16 protein-coding genes are annotated in these 16,546 nt (G+C 71.3%); 10 read left to right on the forward strand and 6 right to left on the reverse strand.

All coding sequences use genetic code 11. The features are described from left to right. Positions 1-29: 29 nt before the first annotated feature. The 3 genes from ACWD4B_RS22150 to ACWD4B_RS22160 all read left to right on the forward strand — a co-directional run bounded on the left by ACWD4B_RS22150 (position 30) and on the right by ACWD4B_RS22160 (position 3,945). Positions 30-2,399, forward strand: coding sequence for a right-handed parallel beta-helix repeat-containing protein (locus tag ACWD4B_RS22150; protein WP_451422346.1), 2,370 nt, complete (start codon positions 30-32; stop codon positions 2,397-2,399). 87 nt (positions 2,400-2,486) lie between these two features. Continuing rightward, the gene (locus tag ACWD4B_RS22155) at positions 2,487-3,323 is read left to right on the forward strand and encodes a DeoR/GlpR family DNA-binding transcription regulator (RefSeq protein ID WP_451422347.1); all 837 of its coding nucleotides are present in this window, start codon (positions 2,487-2,489) and stop codon (positions 3,321-3,323) included. A gap of 139 nt (positions 3,324-3,462) precedes the next feature. Continuing rightward, positions 3,463-3,945: an SRPBCC family protein gene (locus ACWD4B_RS22160; protein WP_451422348.1), complete on the forward strand. Its 483-nt coding sequence runs from the start codon at positions 3,463-3,465 to the stop codon at positions 3,943-3,945. Between the two features lie 18 nt (positions 3,946-3,963). Here the strand turns inward: ACWD4B_RS22160 and ACWD4B_RS22165 are convergent, their stop codons facing one another. After that, positions 3,964-5,088, reverse strand: coding sequence for an L-cysteine desulfhydrase Cds1 (locus tag ACWD4B_RS22165; RefSeq protein WP_390775909.1), 1,125 nt, complete (start codon positions 5,086-5,088; stop codon positions 3,964-3,966). A gap of 112 nt (positions 5,089-5,200) precedes the next feature. On the opposite strand from ACWD4B_RS22165, the gene ACWD4B_RS22170 reads away from it, so the two are divergent. Then, positions 5,201-5,521: a hypothetical protein gene (locus ACWD4B_RS22170; RefSeq protein WP_390775910.1), complete on the forward strand. Its 321-nt coding sequence runs from the start codon at positions 5,201-5,203 to the stop codon at positions 5,519-5,521. A 144-nt stretch (positions 5,522-5,665) separates the two neighbouring features. Then, entirely contained in the window at positions 5,666-6,127 is a 462-nt protein-coding gene (locus ACWD4B_RS22175; RefSeq protein WP_336411123.1) for an ATP-binding protein, read from the forward strand. 37 nt (positions 6,128-6,164) lie between these two features. Here ACWD4B_RS22175 and ACWD4B_RS22180 read toward each other — a convergent pair whose 3' ends face one another. Next, complete coding sequence (locus ACWD4B_RS22180; protein ID WP_451422349.1) at positions 6,165-7,388, reverse strand: ROK family protein; 1,224 nt, start codon at positions 7,386-7,388, stop codon at positions 6,165-6,167. Positions 7,389-7,405: 17 nt separating this feature from the next. Between ACWD4B_RS22180 and ACWD4B_RS22185 the strand changes: the two genes are divergently transcribed. Together ACWD4B_RS22185 and ACWD4B_RS22190 are read left to right on the forward strand one after the other, a co-directional pair. Beyond that, positions 7,406-8,608: an MFS transporter gene (locus tag ACWD4B_RS22185; RefSeq protein WP_451422350.1), complete on the forward strand. Its 1,203-nt coding sequence runs from the start codon at positions 7,406-7,408 to the stop codon at positions 8,606-8,608. Between the two features lie 49 nt (positions 8,609-8,657). Beyond that, positions 8,658-9,551, forward strand: a complete 894-nt coding sequence (locus tag ACWD4B_RS22190; protein WP_451422351.1) for a DUF2797 domain-containing protein — start codon at positions 8,658-8,660, stop codon at positions 9,549-9,551. Positions 9,552-9,554: 3 nt separating this feature from the next. Here the strand turns inward: ACWD4B_RS22190 and ACWD4B_RS22195 are convergent, their stop codons facing one another. Both ACWD4B_RS22195 and ACWD4B_RS22200 read right to left on the reverse strand, forming a co-directional pair. After that, the gene (locus tag ACWD4B_RS22195; RefSeq protein WP_451422352.1) at positions 9,555-11,222 is read right to left on the reverse strand and encodes a CocE/NonD family hydrolase; all 1,668 of its coding nucleotides are present in this window, start codon (positions 11,220-11,222) and stop codon (positions 9,555-9,557) included. A gap of 493 nt (positions 11,223-11,715) precedes the next feature. Beyond that, positions 11,716-12,204 carry an ATP-binding protein gene (locus ACWD4B_RS22200; RefSeq protein WP_451422371.1) on the reverse strand — a complete coding sequence of 163 codons (489 nt, stop codon included), beginning with the start codon at positions 12,202-12,204 and terminating at the stop codon, positions 11,716-11,718. A 244-nt stretch (positions 12,205-12,448) separates the two neighbouring features. Between ACWD4B_RS22200 and ACWD4B_RS22205 the strand changes: the two genes are divergently transcribed. Further along, positions 12,449-13,819 (forward strand): sporulation protein, encoded by a 1,371-nt coding sequence (locus ACWD4B_RS22205; protein WP_451422353.1) that lies wholly within the window; start codon positions 12,449-12,451, stop codon positions 13,817-13,819. Positions 13,820-13,822: 3 nt separating this feature from the next. Here ACWD4B_RS22205 and ACWD4B_RS22210 read toward each other — a convergent pair whose 3' ends face one another. Continuing rightward, complete coding sequence (locus ACWD4B_RS22210) at positions 13,823-14,743, reverse strand: aminoglycoside phosphotransferase family protein (RefSeq protein WP_451422354.1); 921 nt, start codon at positions 14,741-14,743, stop codon at positions 13,823-13,825. Positions 14,744-14,896: 153 nt separating this feature from the next. Then, entirely contained in the window at positions 14,897-15,556 is a 660-nt protein-coding gene (locus tag ACWD4B_RS22215; RefSeq protein ID WP_451422355.1) for an NAD(P)H-dependent oxidoreductase, read from the reverse strand. On the opposite strand from ACWD4B_RS22215, the gene ACWD4B_RS22220 reads away from it, so the two are divergent. Then, positions 15,534-15,824 carry a MarR family winged helix-turn-helix transcriptional regulator gene (locus ACWD4B_RS22220; RefSeq protein WP_451422356.1) on the forward strand — a complete coding sequence of 97 codons (291 nt, stop codon included), beginning with the start codon at positions 15,534-15,536 and terminating at the stop codon, positions 15,822-15,824. The two genes, ACWD4B_RS22215 and ACWD4B_RS22220, sit on opposite strands and share 23 nt — an antisense overlap. Positions 15,825-15,925: 101 nt before the next feature. Continuing rightward, the gene (locus ACWD4B_RS22225; protein ID WP_451422357.1) at positions 15,926-16,258 is read left to right on the forward strand and encodes a hypothetical protein; all 333 of its coding nucleotides are present in this window, start codon (positions 15,926-15,928) and stop codon (positions 16,256-16,258) included. Positions 16,259-16,546 lie beyond the last annotated feature (288 nt).

The following is a 16,546-nucleotide window of genomic DNA, read 5'->3' on the forward strand; positions in this document are numbered from 1 at the left end:
CATGCACGAGGTGGGGGCACAGCAGCACCATGGCACAGGGCTCGGTCCAGGTGACGCACACCGGCACGTCGCGCTGGCGACGCCGCACGGGAGAGTACGACTCCCTCTCATCGGCCCTGGACGCGGCCGCCGACGGGGACGTGCTGTCCCTGTCCCCGGGCACCTACCGGGAGAACCTGGTGGTCTCGCGGGCCGTCACCCTGCGCGGTGCCGAGGGCGCGCCCGGTGCGGTGCGGATCGCCCCGACCGAGGGCGTCGCCGTCACCGTGCGCGCCTCCGCCCGGCTGGTCGACCTGCACATCGAGGGCCACGACGCCGCGCAGCCGGCGCTCCTGGTCGAGGGCGGCGCACCGGAGTTGGAGGGTCTGCGGGTGGCGACCCGCTCGGCCGCGGGCATCGAGGTGCGCGGGGGCGCCCGGCCGACCGTGCGCGCCTGCACCGTCGACAACCCCGGGGGCGTGGGCATCAGCGTGCTGGACGGCGCGGGCGGCGTCTTCGAGGACTGCGAGGTGGTCGCCGCGGGCCAGGCGGGCGTCTCCGTGCGCGGCGGGGCCGCCCCCCGTCTGGAGCGCTGCCGGGTGCACCACGCCCGGGGCGCGGGGCTGTCGCTGACCGGCGAGGGCAGCACGCTGGAGGCGGCCGGCTGCGAGGTCTACGAGATCAAGGGCACGGGCGTACAGGTCACTTCGCGCGCCACCGGGCGGCTGACGGACTGCCGGGTGCACCGCACGTGCGGCGACGGGGTGTCGCTGGACACCGACGCGGTCCTCGCCCTGGCCGACTGCGACATCCACGACGTCCCCGAGAACGCGGTGGACGTGCGGGCGCGTTCGGTGCTGACGATGCAGCGCTCGACGGTGCGCCGGTTCGGGCGCAACGGCCTGTCCGTGTGGGACCCGGGCACCCGGGTCGAGGCGGGCCAGTGCGAGATCCACGACAGCACCGGCGACTACCCGGCGGTGTGGGTGAGCGACGGCGCCGGCGCCGTCCTCGACGCGTGCCGCCTGCACGACGTGCCGGACGCGCTGTTCGTCCTCGACCGCGGCTCGCGCGTGGAGGTCTCCGGCAGCGACCTGTCCCGGGTGCGGGGCACCGCGGTGTCGGTGAGCGGCGGGGCGACGGCCCTGCTGCACGACTGCCGGGTCCGCGAGGCCACCACCGGGGTCTGGTTCCGCGGCCACGACAGCGGCGGCAAGCTGACCGGCTGCACCCTGGACACGACGTCGACCGGCGTGATCGTCACCCAGGGCGCGGACCCGGTCGTCGAGCGCTGCACGGTGAGTTCACCGGCGGAGGCGGGCTTCTACGTGTCCGCGGAGGGCCGGGGCACCTTCCACGGCTGCCGGGTGACCGGCAGCAGCGGCTACGGCTTCCACGTCATCGACGGCTGCCGGACGACGCTCACCGACTGCCGCGCGGAGCGGTGCGCGCGCGGCGGCTACGAGTTCGCCGAGGGCGGCCCGGTCAGCGAGGGGTGCACGAGCGACGAGCCGACGGCCCCCGTGGTGCGCGCCGTGGAGACGGCGCACCGGCCGCTCGTCCCGCCGATCCCGGAGCAGCGCGTCTCCGACTCCGTTGCCGTGTCCGCGCGTTCGTCGTCGACGGTGCTCCGCGAACTCGACACCCTGGTGGGCCTGGACAGCGTCAAGCGCGAAGTGCGCGCCCTGATCGACATGATCGAGGTCGGGCGCCGGAGGCAGCAGGCAGGACTCAAGGCGGCCTCCGTCCGGCGCCATCTGGTCTTCACGGGCTCGCCCGGCACCGGCAAGACGACGGTGGCGCGGCTGTACGGCGAGATCCTGGCGGCGCTGGGGGTGCTGGAGCGCGGGCACCTGGTGGAGGTCTCCCGGGTGGACCTGGTGGGCGAGCACATCGGCTCGACCGCCCTGCGCACCCAGGAGGTGTTCGACCGGGCGCGCGGCGGGGTGCTCTTCATCGACGAGGCGTATGCGCTCTGTCCCGAGGACGGGGGGCGGGACTTCGGCCGCGAGGCCATCGACACGCTGGTGAAGCTCATGGAGGACCACCGCGACGAGGTCGTGGTGATCGTCGCCGGCTACACGGCCGAGATGCAGCGCTTCCTGACGGTCAACCCCGGTGTGGCGTCGCGCTTTTCGCGCACGATCACGTTCGGGGACTACGCGCCGGACGAACTGCTGCGCATCGTGCAGCAGCAGGCGGACGAGCACGAGTACCGCCTCGGCGAGCGGGCCTCCGAGGCCCTGCTCGCCTACTTCACGGCCGTCCCCCGGGGCCCCGCCTTCGGCAACGGCCGCACGGCGCGCCAGACCTTCGAGGCGATGGTCGAGCACCACGCGGGCCGTGTGGCACGGCTGCCCTCTCCGAGCACGGAGGACCTCACCCTGCTGGTTGCGGAGGACCTGCCGGCGTTGCCGTGAGCCGTACCGGCGGCGCCGAACCCGCGGCAACCCCTACGTGGGACAATGCAGCCTGCAGGGCGAGCTGTGACGGAAAGGGACGGCCGGGTGGACGACAATCAGAATCTCCTGGCGGAGCAACGGCGCGCCCTGATCCTCGACGAGGTCAGACGGCGCGGCGGTGTACGGGTCAACGAGCTGACGCGGAGGCTCAACGTCTCGGACATGACGGTCCGCCGCGACCTGGACGCCCTCGCCCGCCAGGGCCTCGTGGAGAAGGTGCACGGCGGCGCCGTGCCGGTCGCCGAGCCCACCTCGCACGAGCCCGGCTTCGAGGCGAAGGCGGTCCTGGAGCTGAGCGCCAAGGAATCCATCGCGCGGGAGGCCGCGAAGATGGCCCCGCGCGGCAGCGCGATCGCGCTGGCGGGCGGCACGACGGCCTACGCCCTGGCGCAGCAGCTGGTGGACATTCCGGACCTGACGGTGGTCACCAACTCGGTGCGGGTCGCCGACGTCTTCCACAGCGCGCAGCGCACCATGACGGCCTCCGGCCCGGCGGCCCGTCCGGGCGCGGCGACGGTGGTGGTCACGGGCGGGGTGCGGACCCCGTCGGACACCCTGGTGGGCCCGGTCGCGGACGCGGCCATCCGCTCGCTCCATTTCGACGTGCTGTTCATCGGGGTGCACGGCATATCCGTGACGGCCGGCCTCTCGACGCCCAACCTCGCTGAGGCGGAGACGAACCGGCACTTCGTGCGCTCCGCGCGCCGGGTCGTGGTGCTGGCCGACCACACCAAGTGGGGGACGGTGGGCCTGAGTTCGTTCGCCTCGCTCGACGAGGTCGATGCCCTGGTGACGGATGCGGGACTGTCGGCGGAGGCCCGCACGGAGATCGCGGAACGCCTGCCGGAACTGGTGGTGGCGGGCCCGTCCGAGACGCCCTGAGCGGATTTCCGTGCCCCGTAAGGGGCGCGGGGAACTGCGCGATCAGCCACGAACCACCCGCAGCCGCAGTACCGCGCTTCCAGCGGAGCGCCTAAGGTGACCGCGACCACGCGATCCGCCGATGTCCGGGGGTGCCGGGATGCCGCTCAGAAAGCTCCGCCCCGTGGGGCCTGCCTTCGCCGGGACCGCGCCGCTGCGCTTCGCGTTCACGGCCCGGATGGCGGCGCCGCCGGAAGCGGTGTACCGCGCGCTGGCCGACGAAGTGGAGGCCTGGCCACGGTGGTTCGGTGCGGTGGCACTGGCCCGGCCGCTGGAGGCGGAGGGCCTCGGCGGCCGCGAGATCCGGCTGCGGGGAGGGCTCCGCTTCCGGGAGACGATCACGACCGCGGACGAGCCGAAGCAGTACGCCTACCGGGTCGACCTGACGAACGCCCCCGGCGTCCGGGCCCTGCTGGAGGAGTGGCTCCTGGTCCCGGTGGGCGCGGGAACGGTCGTCACATGGACGGTCGCCCTGGACCCGGCCCCGCTCGCGGGCCCGCTGCTGCGGCTCGTCCGGCCGGGCGTGGCACGGGAGTTCCGCCGGGCGGTCCGCACCCTGGACCGGCGGCTCGCGACGGGCTGAGACGGCCCGCGGCGGGGGTCAGGGCCAGCGGCCGGTCGCCAGGAAGGTGCTGATGGCCAGGGCGTAGGGCGTGATGTCCAGGCCCTGTTGGGCGAGCCAGGCGTCGGAGTAGTACTTGTCGAGGTAGCGCTCGCCGGGGTCGCAGATGAGTGTGACGATGCTGCCGCGGTGTCCCTCGCCGGCCATCTCCGCAACGATCTTGAGGGCGCTCCACAGCCCGGTGCCCGTCGAGCCGCCCGCCTTGCGCCCGATGGCCCGGTCCAGGGCGCGCACGGCCGCGACGCTCGCGGCGTCCGGCACCTTCATCATCCGGTCGATCACGCCCGGCAGGAAGCTGGGCTCCATCCGGGGCCGCCCGATGCCCTCGATGCGTGAGCCCCGGTCGCTGGTCGCCCCCGGGTCGTGGTCGCGCCAGCCGTCGAAGAAGCAGGAGTTCTCGGGGTCGGCGACGCAGATGCGGGTGTCGTACTGCAGGTAGCGCACGTACCGGCCGAGCGTCGCGGAGGTGCCCCCGGTGCCGGCGGTCGCGACGATCCAGACGGGCTCGGGGAAGCGCTCGTCGCGCAGCTGGCTGTAGACGGACTCGGCGATGTTGTTGTTGCCCCGCCAGTCGGTCGCCCGTTCTGCGTAGGTGAACTGGTCGATGTAGTGGCCGCCGGTCCGCTCGGCGAGGGCGGCCGCCTCGGTGTACATCGCACGGGGGTCGTCCACGAAGTGGCAGCTCCCGCCGTGGAATTCGATGAGCCGGCACTTCTCGCGGCTGGTCGTACGCGGCATGACGGCGACGAAGGGCACGCCGATCAGCTGGGCGAAGTACGCCTCGGAGACGGCGGTCGAGCCGCTGGAGGCCTCGATGACCGGGGACTCGGGGCGGATCCAGCCGTTGCACAGCCCGTAGAGGAACAGCGAACGGGCAAGACGGTGCTTCAGGCTTCCGGTGGGATGGGTGGACTCGTCCTTGAGGTAGAGGTCGACGCCCCACTCCTCGGGGATCGGGAAGCGCAACAGGTGCGTGTCCGCCGAGCGGTTGGCGTCGGCCTGCACCTTGCGGACGGCTTCCTTGAGCCAGGTGCGGTAGGCCGGGTCGCTGCGGTCCACGTCGACGGTGGGCACGGGGCCCCCGGACTGCTGTGTGCTGTTCACGCCGGGCTCCTGACGACGACCCCCACGACCAACATAAAGGGGTACTGGTGCCCGGGCCTCCGCACGGGCAGACTGCGCACGGAGGACCTTCCGGCCGGAGAGGCGGTGCGCCGTGGCAGAACCGGAGTTCACTGCGACGGGAGTGGGGATCGAGTGCGCCCGCAGGTCACTCACCCGGGCCGGCCAGGTGAAGATCCACGACGGCAGGCTGGAACTGCTGACCAGCTACGGCCGGGAGATCGACAGCGCACCCGTGGTCTCGGTCCACGCGAGCAAGCCGTGGTTCGCCTCCCGGGACCGGGCCCGGGCGACCGTCAACGGCACCCGGTACGTGCTCACGCTGGGCCGGCGCGACGCGGATCCCGGCGATGCGGCGGACGCCGCGGTCGACCGCTTCCTGGCGGCGGTGCGGGCGGCGCACGAGGGCACCTGACGGGCGCACGAGTTGCGCACTCGGCCATGAGCACCGACGCTTGTTGCGTACCGGTATCACCGAGAGTCCTGCGCACATCGACAGCCCGTATCGACAGCGCACTTCTGCATCAGGCTAGCCCTACTTCTTCAGGGAGTCGCAGCCGTGATCAGCCGAGTGAACAAGCACTGCACCGTTGAACTCCAGGCTCTCCCCCCTCGGATCCGCCAGGTCCGCAGAATCGTATCTGCGCAGCTTCGCTACTGGCATCTGGATCCGCTCATCGATTCCGCGGCGCTCGGGGTCACCGAGTTGCTGACCAACGTGCACCTGCATGCGCAGCCGGACAAGCGCTGCACGGTCGAGATCGACCTGGTGCCGGAGCGGCTCACGGTCTCGGTGCGCGACCACGATCCGCGGCTGCCGTGCATCAAGGTCCCGGACACGGACGGACTGACCACGCACGGACGCGGTCTGGCCCTGGTGGCGGCGGTGAGCGAGAGCTGGGGCGTACGGGAACGCCAGGACGGCGGCAAGGTCGTCTGGTTCACGTTGCCGGTACCGACGGCCGCCCCCTGCCCGGTGAATGCCACCCCACCGCTGGAGACGGCCGCGGCGCTGAACTGAGGCGCCCCGTAAGGGGCGCGGCTCGGCCCCCCGTGGGTTACCCCAGCACCGCCAACGGATCGTCCAGCACCGGCTGCCACGCCGCCTCGGCCGCCCCGATCAGACTGCCGTGGTCGAGCGTGCACGCGAGAATCGGCACGCTCCCGCTCCGCCCCCACAGGCTGCGGTCGGCGACGACGGCCCGCAGCCGCTCGGGGTCGGCCTCCAGCAGCTCGCGGTGCAGACCGCCCAGCAGCACCCGGTCCGGGTTGAGGATGTTGACCAGGCCCGCGAGCCCGAGCCCGAGCCGGTCGACAAGCAGCTCGACCGCGGCCCGCACGGCCGGGTCCGCGTACTCGGTGTGGATCAGGTCCCGGGACTGCTGCAGCAGCGACACCGCGGGGCCCGGCTCCCGGCCCGCCGCGGTGACGAAGGCCAGCGGGTCGGCCTCGACGTCGAGGCAGCCGCGGCTGCCGCAGTGGCAGGGCAGGCCCGCGGGGCTGACGGTGAGGTGGCCCACCTCCAGGGCGAGGCCCGAACTGCCGCTGTGCAGGCGGCCGTCGAGCACGAGCGCCCCGCCCACGCCGCGGTGCCCCGTGGCCACGCACAGCAGGTGCCGGGCGCCCCGGCCCGCGCCGTGCCGGTACTCGGCGAGGGCGGCGAGGTTGATGTCGTTGCCCGCGACCCCGGCAAGCGGGACGCCGCCGGGCCCGGTGATCCCGGACTTGGCGAGGGCCTCGGTGAACAGCTCGCGCACGGGCGCGCCCACGGGCCAGGAGAGGTGCAGCGGATTGAGGGCGGTGCCGTCCGGCTCGGCGACGGCCGAGGGCACGGCGAGCCCTGCGCCCAGGCAGCGGCGCCCGGTCTCGCGCAGCAGCCCGGCGCCCGCGGCCACGACGGCGTCGATGATGTGCGAGGGGTCGGCGGGCACCGTCATGCAGCCCGGTGCCGTGGCGATCGTCCGGCCGCCGAGCCCGACGAGCGAGGCGCGGAAGCCGTCCGCGTGGATCTGCGCGGCGAGGACGACGGGGCCGTTCGGCGCGACGGACAGGCGGTGCGACGGGCGGCCCTGGGAGCCCGCGGCCGCCGCCGGGCGGGCGTCGACCTGGATCAGGCCGAGCGCCTCCAGCTCGGCGGCCACGGCCCCGGCGGTCGCCCGGGTCACGCCGAGTTCGGCGGTGAGGACGGCGCGCGTGGGGGCGCGGCCGGTGTGCACGAGCTCCAGGGCGGGGCCGAGGGCGCCGCGGCCCCGCTCCAAACGTGTTGTCCGAGTCTGGGTCACGCCTCTATTCTGACTTTGTGCCGACGCTGAACAAAATACGGACGGCCGTTTTCCCGGGGACGCACCGGACCCCGGACGCACCGGCACTCCGTATCCTCCGCGCCCGACTGACCCTCTTCTTCGCCCTCGACGGCTTCCTCTTCGCCGGCTGGGTGGTCCGCATCCCTGCGATCAAGGAACGCACCGGGGCCTCCGCCGGAACCCTCGGACTGGCCCTGCTGGGCGTGTCGGCGGGCGCGGTGGCCACCATGATGATCACAGGCCGGCTGTGCCGGCGCTTCGGCAGCCACCCGGTGACGGTCGCCTCGGCGGTCCTGATGTCGCTGGGCATCGCCCTGCCGCCGCTGGCCGGTTCGGCGCTCGCCCTCGGCCTGGTGCTGCTGGTCTTCGGCGCCGCCTACGGCGGACTCAACGTCGCCATGAACAGCGCGGCCGTCGACCTCGTCACGGCGCTGCGCAGGCCCGTGATGCCGAGCTTCCACGCCGCGTTCAGCGTCGGCGGGATGCTCGGGGCGGGGCTCGGCGGCCTGGTCGCCGGGCAGGTGCCGGTGACGGCGCACCTGCTGCTGTTGACCGCGCTCGGCCTGGCCGTCAGCGCCGCGGCGGGCCGCGGGCTGCTCGCGCACCCGGTGCCGGAGCGGGAGCGGCCCGCGGCGGCCACCGCCCGGAGCTCCCGCCCTGCCGGGCGGCTGGTCGCCCTCTTCGGGGTGATCGCCCTGTGCACGGCGTACGGGGAGGGCGCCCTCGCGGACTGGAGCGCCCTGCACCTGACGCAGGACCTCGCCGCCCCGGCGGGCGTGGCGGCCGTGGGCTACTCCGTCTTCGCACTGGCCATGACCGTGGGCCGGGTCGCGGGCAGCACGCTGCTCGCGCGGCTCGGCCAGACGCGCGTGCTGGTCGCGGGCGGGGCGACGGCGGCAGCGGGAATGCTGGTGGGCGCGCTGGCCCCGACGGTGTGGGCCGTACTGGCCGGATTCGTGTTGACGGGCCTGGGCCTGGCCAACGCCTTCCCGGTCGCGGTGGGCCGCGCCGGGGAGCTGGCGGGCCCGGGCGGCGTGGCCGCGGCCTCGACGTTCGGCTACGGCGGCATGCTGCTGGGCCCGCCGGCGATCGGCTTCCTGGCGGAGGCGTACACCCTGCCGGTGGCGTTGACGACGGTCGCGGCGCTGGCCGCGACGGCGGCGGTGCTTGCGTACGGGGCACGGCGGGTCGTCCAGTGAACGGGACCGGTGAACAGGACGGGTGAACAGGACCGGGAGAATGCACCCCATGCACACCGACTGGCGCTGCACCGGCCTCCGCTGGTCCCCGGCCGAAGGTCCCGCCCTCACCTGGCACCACCCCGTCCACGGCGACCGTCTCTCCCCTCTCCCGCCGGAACGGCACCTCGCCTTCACCACCGGCCCCGCACGCCACTGCATCGGCGTGCGCCGCGCCGGCCGTCACACCCCGTGCCCGACGGAGGCCCTCGTCCCGCCGGGCGCCGTCTCCGCACAGTGCCCCGAGTGCGCCCGCCTGGACCGCTCGCACTCCGTCGCGGCCGACACGGCCGCCGACGACCCCCGCCCGTACGACGTCTACCTCGCCTGGTTCGCCCCGGGCCTGATCAAGGTCGGCATCACGGCGGCCGAGCGCGAGGGCGCCCGGCTCCTCGAACAGGCCGCGCTCTCCCACGCGTTGCTCGGCCGCGGCCCGCTGATGGCCGCCCGCCGCGCCGAGTCGGTCCTGGGCGCGGCACTCGCCGTGCCGGACCGCTTCCCGTACGCGGCCAAGCGCGCCGCCCGCCATCCCCTGCCGCCGCAGGAACGGCGCACGGCCGAACTGGCGGAACTGCACGACCGCGCATGCCACTTGCCCGGCCTCCCGGAGTCCCTGGCGATACGGGACTTCGCACCGGTGCACCACGACGCCGCATTCCACCTGGACCGGCTGCGCCCGGACCCCGGCACCGTGGAACTCGCCCCCGGCCGCACGGTGGCGGGCCGGGTGGCCGCCGTGGCCGGGCCGGACGTGTATCTGGACGCCGTGGACGGGCGGTTCCTGCTGCTCGACGCCCGGCAGTTGGCCGGCTGGGAGCTCACCGCGGCGGCGCCGGATGCGCGGACGACGGCGGACGTACGGACCGTCGGGGCGACGGCGGAGGGTCCCGAAGCCCTGTTCTGAGCATCAGTTTCCGAGCCTGAGTTCGGAGTCCGCGTGGAGGGTGATGCGCACCGGTACGAAGGCGGTGGCGTCGACCGGTGACTCTCCGGTGCCGGGGTTGCGGGCGTAGCGCGGATGGGCGCCTGCGCTGATCTGCCAGCGGATGCGGTGACCGGCGGCAAAGCGGTGGGCGGTGGAGCTCATCGGCACAGTGACGTGCGACGGTTCCTGGCCGGCCGTCGTCAACCGGCCCGCTCCGTCACAGACATTGACGGAGCGGCCTTGCGCGTCGACGTCGCACAGGCGGGTGAAGACGTCGGCATGACCGGTGTCCGTGGAGATGCTCAGCCGTGCGGAGACCGGGCCGAGCACGTCCACGGGTTCGGTCAGCGGGGGGCCGGTGAACGTGAGGACGTCGTCCCGGACTTCGAGGGTGCTGTTGTCCCGGGGACCGGCATGGCGGGAGAGCAGCGGGCCGCCGAGGGACGGGGTGGGGTCGGCGGGGTCGTAGCGGAAGGTCCGCAAGGGTACGGAGCCGGTGGGGGCCTGCCGGGTGAGGTGCCCGTCGGGGGTGGGGAACCACGAGGTGACGGCCGGAGTCGGCGGCCAGGCGTCGAGGTCCCGCCAGGCGTCCTCGCCGCCGATGTGTACGCGTACCCCGGTCGAGCGCAGGCCGGAGGGATCGCCGCACAGGTGCGCGCGCAGCCAGGCGAGGCTCTCGGCGAACACCTCGGGCCACCCCTGCTGCAGTGCGGAGTGGTGGGTCCAGGGGCCGACGAGCAGGGCGGTCTCACATCCGGCCCGGCGCAACCGGCCGTACTGTTCGAGGGTCTGGTCGAGCAGGACGTCGTGCCACCCGCCGATCAGACTCGTGGGGACCTTGTGCTGATCCGCCGCCCCGACCACCGATATGCCGTGCCAGTAGGCATCCTTGGCGTCCGGGTGCGTCATCACCTCGTCCAGCCAGGGCACTTCGCCGAGCGCGGACACGTGCGCGCCGCGCAGCGGCTGCGCGGTGGTGATGTCGCGCAGCCGCCTGTGCACACGCAGGCTCGCTTTGAGCAACTGTGCGATCCCTCGGTGCTGATACGTCATGCCTGTACCGACAGTGAGGGCGTTCTCAAGGTGAAACACACCGCCCGCGTGAAAGAAGGCGTGGGGGTCGTGCAACCCCAGCTGCACCACCATCGCCTTCAGCTCCGGTGGCGGATCCAGCGCAAGGGCCCACTGCACGTATCCCAGATAACTGGGGCCGACCGTCCCCAGGGTCCCGTTGAACCAGGGCTGCTCCCGCAGCCAGGACACCGTGGCCTGCCCGTCGGCGGCCTCGTTGCGCCACGGGACGAACTCACCTCTTGACCCACCGGTGCCGCGGCAGCTCTGCAGGACCACATGAAAGCCCTGTTCGGCGAAGAGCAGGCCGTACATGGGGGACCACGGCACTCCCCTGCCGTACGGCGAGCGCACCAGGAGCGTGGGGAAGTCGCCGTCCGCGCGCGGGAAGTAGTGGTCGGTGACCAACGGACTCCCGTCGGCGGCCGGCACCACCAGCCCCGGCTCCCACCCGACGCCGTACCGCCCGGCCGGGAGGCGGCGCCACGTCGCCCTCATCAGCCGCGAGGACAGCGGCGGCTTCCCGGAAGGCGGTACCCAGGCGGGCCTCGTCCCAGGGTTGTGTGTGCGTGGTGCCATGGTTCCCCTCCTCATTTCCGTACTGTGTACGAGAATAGAGGATGCCCCGATGCCGGCCGCAAGGGCCCCGCGGTCGAGGGCCTTCAGGGTCGGTGTTGCGGGCGTCGCACGCGATCGCTCAGCCAGGCCGAATCCGCGGGACCCAGCCGCAAGGGAGGGCCGGCCTCGAATGTCAGCACAACCGCCATGGTCCCCGAGCGCCAGTCCTGGCGGACGTCCTTCACTTCTCTGTCCTCGCCCTCTACGACGATCACGTCCCCGGGCTTCACTCGTTGCGACCACACTCGTGTCATTGCCGTTTCTTTCTGCCTGAGGCCCTCGAATAGGACCCGTGCCACACCTGTTGGGGGCGCGGCCTCCCGCCCGGGAGGGGAGCTCCCGAAAGCTGCGAGAGGCCACGCCGGCCGGGGCAGGGAAGTCACTCCTGCTCCGGCAATGGGCCGCTCCAGCCTCCAGATCGCAAGGAGGTCGAGGACAGCAGCGGCCCGGCTCTCTACCTCTGAGTGCTGAGATCGAAGCGGCAGTAGACCGTCTTGCCGCCGTCTTCTCCCGGGACCCACCACACTGCGTCCGCAAGGCGGTTGATGATCAGAATCCCACGGCCGGAGTCGGGCAGAACGGCTTCCGGAAGGCCGTCCGCCAGGCAGGGCGGGAACCCCTCACCCATGGGGAAAGTGGGCCCGCTGGAGTCCTCGTCGGCAACACCGACGAACAACCACTTGGGCCACATTCGGAGGGTCACGTCGATGCGTCGGGGCGCTCCCGGTCCAGCCAGACGCTGGTCGGGGACCGCGTGGTGAACCACGTTTCCGACGAGCTCGGACACGACCAAGCGAACATCGTCCAGCAGCGCTTCAACACCCCAGTCCTGGAGGGCCGATCGGGCCATGTCGCGCGCAGCCCGCACGGTGTCGGGCGACTCGGCGAACAACGTGAATGCCCGGAAGCGGACCGTGCGCGTCGGATCGCGGGGAGCAAGCACCGACGGATCTGCTGTCGACCACTTGATCTTTGAAGACGCCACGCCCGTTCCTCCCATCTGCCGGTCGGAACGACCGTTCCGTCGGTGCCGAACAGTCAACGGCGCACTGGGGATAAGCGGGAGCGTTCACAAGGGGGTTCACGCGAACTCCCCTGATGGAAGGGGGGTTCACGAATGAACCCCCCTGGGTGACCCTGCTGTGCCACCATGAACCTCAGCCGTCATCCAGGGATGGCAAGGGAGCATGAGCCGAGAGCCAAACACCCATTTGATCTCTCTCATGGCAGAGGCCAACGTCTCGAACAAGGGCTTGGCCAAGCGCATGCGGGACGTCGCGGCCCAGCGCGGCGAACATCTTGGGACCACGCACGTAGCGGTTCAGCGGTGGCGGCACGGAGGCGGCATCCAGCCGAAGACCGCGGTCGTCATGGCTGCAGCCTTGAGCGTCAAGCTGCTGCGCAGAATCACCCCGGCCGATCTTGGGTTCTTCGGCAAGGTGGAGCTGTCCACACCTCTTCCTGTGACGTATCCCGCCACGACTGGCGATACTTTGGCTGCGCTCCACGACCTGAGCGCGGAACGGGTGGTGGGGCCGGACAGCGGGCGCTTGATCGTTGCCGACGGCGACCTGAGCGCCGCCGTCCTGTCCTGGATGGTTTCCCGCCCCGACGGCATTCAGGCCGACCGGCCGGTGAGTCAGCGCGTGGGCATGCGCGACGTCCGAGCCATCCGCACTGCGGGCAAGATGTTCATGGAGCTGGACTTTCAGTTCGGCGGCGGCCACGGGCACAAGGCCCTACGTCATTACTTCCGGCACGAGGTTCTTCCTCTGCTCGACGCGAGCTTCAGCAAGAAGGTCGGTACGGCCTTGTTCGGTGCCGCATCGGAAGTCGCGCAACTGTTGGCGTGGACCGCCTACGACTCGGGAAACCACCGGCTCGCCCACCGGTACATGCTGTCCACCCTCAGGCTTTCCCAGGTAACCGACGACAGGATGTTCGGGGCACGTATCCTGTCCAATCTCAGCCACCAGGCGAACTACTTGGGTCGGCACACCCAGGCCACGCAGCTTGCCCGTGCCGCGCTGGAGGGCGCAAAGGGGTGTGCCACGCCTCGCGCCATGTCCATGTTTGCCGCCATGGAGGCCCGGGCCTTGTCCAACTCCGCCGACGCGCGGGCGGCAGGCAAGGCCATGAGCGAAGCGGAGCGCTACTTCGAGCAGGCAGACACCGCGGAGGATCCGGATTGGTTGTCCTACTTCAACTCGGCCGAGCTCATGGGGGAGTTCTGCCACTGCTTCCGTGACCTGAAACAACGAGCTGAAGCCGTGCGGTATGCACTGAAGGCCGTGAACGAGACCGATCCCAAATACGCGCGCACCCTTGGGTTCTGCCGCATGGTGCTTGCGCAGAGCCAACTGCTCAACGGTGAAGTCGAGGCTGCAGTGACTACGGCCGGCTTGGCTGTGGAGGCAGGGAACTCGCTCCAGTCCTCCCGCTTCCAGCGCTACGTCTCCGACTTCCAGGCCGAGGTCAGCACCCACGCCGCCCATCCGGCCGTCGCCGACTTCAACGAGCAGGTGCGCCAGGCTCTCGCCCGTCTCGACGAGGAGTGACGCCTAGCAAGGACGCCAGTCACGGGGAGCCTCGTCGTCCCGCAGTGAGGCAATGCGGCGCGCATACTCCTCCGCCACGTGCCGGCCTTCGGTGACGTTCTGCATGAGCCACGTTGTCATGTGGAACTCCTGCACAGCGCGCAGTGTGGAGAAGCCCGGCCAATCCCGGAGATCACGCCCGTACGCCGACACGAAGTCCGCATATTGCTCTGCCGTCTGCCAGCCAATGCTGTGATGCTCGACCGAGGTCACCATGAGATCCCACTCCGGGTGATCGAAGCTGAACCTTTCGAAGTCGATGAGCCTGACCTGCCCGCGATCGTCAATCATCAGGTTCTGTACGTGCGCATCCCCGTGCAGCGGGCCCTTGGGCGAGTCGAAACGCAGCTCAGCCACCTTTGCTCGCAGTTCCCCGAAGCGGTGCTGCAAGAACTCGCGGTCATCAGCAGCTATTCCCTGTGCACGAGCGATGCGCAGCGGGGTCCGGCCGAAGATGTTGTAGGGCTGCATCTCCAAGCCGACAGGCAGCGACAGCGAATGCAAGTCCTTGAGAACTCTGCCGAGTTCCGCATAGGTTGCCTTCCTGTCCCCCTCGCGGATCAGATGCCAGAACGTCACCGGGTGCCCCTCCACCGATTGCGGCTGCTCCAGGTCGCCCACGACGCGCGCGGCAAGGAAGCCCTCAGCCTCCAGCCAACGCGACACTGCAACCTCGTTGCGTACCGCAGGCATGTACTCCGAAGAACGGGCGATACGCACGACCACCGGCACCGCCGCCAACCGGTACAGGGCGTTCTCGCCCAAGCGGATCAGCTTCGCCCCTTCGGCATCCAGCCCTACCGACCGGCACGCTGCAGCCATCACGCGTGCTGCTCGCGCCGAGGTGAACCCTTCCTCCGGTGTGCAAGCAGCGTCGAACGGCATGCCGGTACCAGCTCCCCTAGTCGTGCACGGCCTCCCGCCACGCGCAACCACTGGTGACCAACCAACGCGCGCCGGGCACAGCACAGACCGTACCGGCCCCTGCCGAACGCAGGCGAACCTCAAGGCCGACTGCCAGTGACCGTCCGGCGCGGTCTACCGACCATGCGATTCGAGGCTTGCGGCGGAGCGGGTCGGGGCGAGGGGGAGGGCGGAGAATCGCCTCTCGGTGTCGCGGAGCAACTGCCGGCGCTGGTCCGGGGTCTTGTCGGCGACGCCATCGAAGTTGATCCACCGCAGGTTCTTGATGCCGATCTTGCCGAAGGTGCCCTTGAAGAGGATTTTGGTCAGCGGGTCGCGGTACCACCAGCGGTAGGCCCTGTCCGGGGTGGCCATGACGGACAGGACGGTGACTCCCTGCAGCCGCGGCATCAGGTTGCGGAACGGGCTGCCTTTGGCCTCGGGCAGTTCGGCGAACACCACGTTCTTGGTGAGCACGCGGTCGAGGAAGCCCTTGGTGGCCGCCGGCATCGCTTCCCACCACACGGGGAAGGCGAACACCAGGTGGTCGGCGGCCAGTAGGCGGTGTTGGTAGTCGCGCACCTGCGGGTCGGCCACGGCGCCCTGTCGCCAGGCGGCGAGGTCCTGCCTGGTCATCGTGGGCGAGAACCCGTCGGCGGCCAGGTCGATCAGGTCCACTTCGTGCCCGGCCGTGGTGGCGCCCCGGATGGCGGCGGCGGTGACGGCGGCTGTGAAGCTGCGGCTGTGCGGAACGTTGTCGGCCGAGGCGAGAGTGTACGGGTGGTCGAGGACCATCAGGACCAAGGGCACCGTCAGCCGCCAGATCGACAACGCGGTCTCCGCCGGGCCGGTAACGGTCCAGCCGTCCCCGCACAGCCGCCGCGAGAACGCCGTCTTCCTCACACCGGCCGGCACCGATCTGGTGCGACGCGGCGACACGGCATTCCACCGGGATCGCGCCGCGATCCTGCCGATCGTCGACCCCGACGACATGCACGCCGTGATCCGCGTCCTTACGGTCATGAACAACGCCCTCAGCACCCACCGCGATGTGCACCGCTGAGGCCTGACCGTCGACCCCGGATGGCTGTGCGGGTGGCGTGGACCGGGCTGCCGGAGGTGAACGGCCAGCAGTAGTGCGGCAGTCGGCGGAACTGGAGCAGAATGTCCTATGACCTCGCACCGGGCACCTTCCCGGCCTTCGGCGGCGAGCGCGAGCATGGTGTGGTTGCCGGCCAGGACGATCAGCGGTCCGTCGGGGATTGCCCTGACGACGAGGGATCTGTACTGGCCGTTTTTGCGGAGCGAAGCGCGTATGGCGTCGATGTCGCCGCGCTTGGCGTTGCCGGGGTACGGCATCAGCTGATCAAGAGGTACGAGGGCCGTGCGCAGGTACCGGGCACCGGCGAGGCCCTCGTCTATTCGGGGCTCATCGGTCCCTTGTCTGCCCATGACTCCTCCTTGATCAAGACCAGCCGGGCGGCAGTACGGCAGTAACGTCGGCGGTCGTCGGCTCCGGGTCCGGCGGGGGTGTCGGTTCCGGCGTGCAGTCGCACCCGGGCAAGTCACGGGCGGACGGGGCGCTGCAGGCGGCTTGGTGGATACGCGCAGCGGCGTCCAGCGCGATGGCGTGGGCTGCACAGGCGAAGACGACGGTGGTGCACTCGTCGGCTTGGACGACAAGGTCGTGACGCTCTTGCTCCCGCATGAGATGGGCGGCGAACTCGATCTCGGTAAGACGGCGTTGCCAGTGCACGACCGCGCGCTCTCCGCACAGACCGCACA

It is taken from the genome of Streptomyces sp. NPDC002536 (assembly GCF_053594995.1).